Genomic DNA, 3,020 nt, shown 5'->3' on the forward strand with positions numbered 1-3,020 from the left:
GCTGCCGCCCGCGCAGTGGCAGGACGATGCCGAACCGCTGCCGCTGGGCAGCGAGGCGCCTTACCGCGTGCTGATCGTCGAGGATGACCGTTCCCAGGCCCTGTTCGCGCAGAGCGTGCTGCACGGCGCGGGCATGGAAGCGATCGTGCACAACGACGCCGAAGGCGTGCAGCAGGTGATCAACGAGCAGCGCCCCGACCTGATCCTGATGGACCTGCACCTGCCGGGCCTGGACGGCATGCGCCTGACCGCGCTGATCCGCCAGCAGCCGGGCCAGCAGCTGCTGCCGATCGTGTTCCTCAGCGGCGACCCCGATCCGGAACGCCAGTTCGAGGTGCTCGACAGCGGTGCGGATGATTTCCTGAGCAAGCCGATCCGGCCGCGCCACCTGATCGCGGCGGTCTCCAACCGGATCCGCCGCGCCCGCGCACAGGCGGCGATGCAACCCGGCGTGCAGGGCGCGCCGGCCATGAACAACCCAGAGACCGGCTTGCCGACCCGCCACCACGTGATGCAGCAGCTGACCCACGCGCTGGCGCACGGCGGGCAGGGCGGCCTGTTCTTCATCGAAGTGGCCAGTGCACTGGGCCTGCGCGAGCGGTACGGCTATGCCGCGTTCGAACGGCTGATGGTGCAGGCCGCGCAGCGCCTGGCCGACAACGCGCACCCGCACCTGCTGGCGCGGTTGAACGACAACAGCTTCCTGGTGCTGGCCCGCGGCGTGGACGAGGAAACCCTGGACGCGATGGCACACCGGCTGCGCGACGAGCTGTCCGCGCGCGCGTTCGTGATCCGCGATGAGGAATCGGTGCACCTGCGCGGCGTGGTGGGCCATGCGCCGCTGTCGACCGGCTTCAGCGACGCCGGCACCGCGCTGGAAGCGGTGGAGCGCACCACCCTGCAGGCACGCCTGCTGCCGTCGGGCGTGGCCGCGCACGTACGCCGCGAGGAAGTCGCCGCGCAGGAACACCTGGCCATGCTGGAAGGCCAGCTGGAGCCGGCCTACCAACCGATCGTCGCGGTGGCCGGTGGCAACACCGCGCAGTACCAGGTGCTGCTGCGCCTGCGCCAGGCCGACGGCAGCGTGCTCAATGCCGGCCAGGTGATTCCCGCGGCGGAAGCGGCCGGGCGCATCGCCGACCTGGACCAGCAGGTGCTGGACCACGCACTCGGCCTGCTCGACCTGTACCGGCACGCCACCCAGCCGCTGAGCCTGTTCGTGTCGCAGTCGCTGCGCACCCTCGCCCGCGACGCCTTCACCGACTGGCTGCTGGAAACCCTGCAGCAGCGCCAGCTGCCCGGCGCCGCGCTGGTCATCGACGTGCGCCTGCCCGATGCGCTCATCCACACCGTCACCCTGCAGCAGTTCTGCACGCGCATGAGCGCGGCGGGGGTGCGCTTCTGCCTGAGCCAGTTCGAGCCCGGTGGCGAGGCCAACGCGTTGTTGAGCCAGCTGCCACTGGCATTCGTGCGCATGGCCGCACGTTTCTCCAGCGCCCATGCCAACCAGCAGACCCGCGATGAACTGCGCGCCGCCATCGATGCCGCGCACCGTGCCGGGGCGATGATCATCGGCCAGCAGATCGAGGATCCGCAGGCCGCGGCCGCGATGTGGATGGGGGGCGTCGACTACATCCAGGGCAACATGGTGCAATCGGCCGGGAGCGAATTGAACTTCGACTTCCACACCGCGGTGCTCTGAGCATGACGGCCCACGGACGGGTTCCCTTCACACTCTGGCTGGCGGCGGTTGCCGCCGCGCTGGCCGCTACCGCCAGCGGTATGGCGCTGGCCGGGGCCAGCGGTCCGTGGACGCTGATCGCCACCGCCACGGCGGCAACTGGTGTGCTCGCCGCACTGCTGGCGGTAGGCCGCTGGCGCGAACTGCAGGCGCAACTGGCGCTGGGCCAGCGCCGCCATGAGGCCCTGGCCGGCGAGCGCGACCACCTGCAGCGCGCGATGCAGCAGCAGGACATGCTCGAGCAGGAGCTGCTGCAGGCCAAGCAGGCCGCCGAAGCGGCCGCGCTGGCCAAGGGCGAGTTCCTGGCCACCATGAGCCACGAAATCCGCACCCCGCTCAACGGCATCCTGCCGATGCTGGACCTGATCGCACGCGGCCAGCTGGGCAGCGACCAGCGGCAGATGCTGGCCACCGCCACGGTCAGCTCGCAGCAGTTGCTGCGCATCGTCGACGACATCCTCGATTACTCCCGTCTGGAGGCCAAGGGCCTGGACCTGGAGATCACCACCTTCAACCTGCGCGAGCTGCTCGAAGGCATCGTCCAGCTGATGCAGCGCAGTGCCGAGGCCAAGGGCCTGGCGGTCTCGCTCGAGCTGGACCCGTCGGTGCGGCTGTCGGTGCGCGGCGACCCGGTGCGGCTGCGCCAGGTGCTGGGCAACCTGATGGTCAATGCGATCAAGTTCACCGAACGCGGCCAGATCCGCCTGAGGGTAGTCCGCCAGGGCGAGACCGCCAGCCAGCACCAGCTGCGTTTCGAAGTGATAGACACCGGCATCGGCATCGACGGCACCCAGCAGGCACGCCTGTTCCAGTCGTTCAGCCAGGCCGACGCCTCGACCACCCGCATCTATGGCGGCACCGGCCTGGGCCTGGCGATCTGCAGGCGCATCATCGACCTGATGCACGGCGAGATCGGGGTGAGTTCAACGCCGCGGCACGGCGCCACGTTCTGGTTCGAGATACCGCTGTTGAAGGTGGCCGGCGACCTGCCGGCGCAACCGGCAACCACCCGCGCGCTGCTGATCAGCGAAGACCCGCTGCTGGTGCAGCGCCTGCAGCGCGTGATGCAGCTCCACGACATCCGCCTGCACACGGTGGACAGCGCCTCGGCCGCGCTGGACATCCTGCGCGCCCCGGTACGGCCCGGCATCGAACCGGACCTGGCCTGGGTGATCGCCGACACGCACGCGCTGCGCCACGGCGCCACCGCGCTGCATCGCGCGGTGCTGCACGACACCCGCAGCCCGGCGCCGCGGCTGCTGTGGCTGCAGGGCGACGA

2 protein-coding genes are annotated in these 3,020 nt (G+C 70.3%); both read left to right on the forward strand.

Translation table 11 applies throughout. The features are described from left to right. Nucleotides 1-1,702: EAL domain-containing protein (locus tag RWO33_RS19985; RefSeq protein WP_314107189.1), on the forward strand; the 1,702-nt coding region annotated here is incomplete at its 5' end. A gap of 2 nt (nt 1,703-1,704) precedes the next feature. Beyond that, nucleotides 1,705-3,020, forward strand: a 1,316-nt coding sequence (locus RWO33_RS19990; protein ID WP_314107191.1) for an ATP-binding protein, incomplete at its 3' end; no start/stop codon positions are given.

Source organism: uncultured Stenotrophomonas sp. (assembly GCF_963519925.1).
In the GTDB taxonomy this organism is placed as follows: domain Bacteria; phylum Pseudomonadota; class Gammaproteobacteria; order Xanthomonadales; family Xanthomonadaceae; genus Stenotrophomonas; species Stenotrophomonas maltophilia_AE.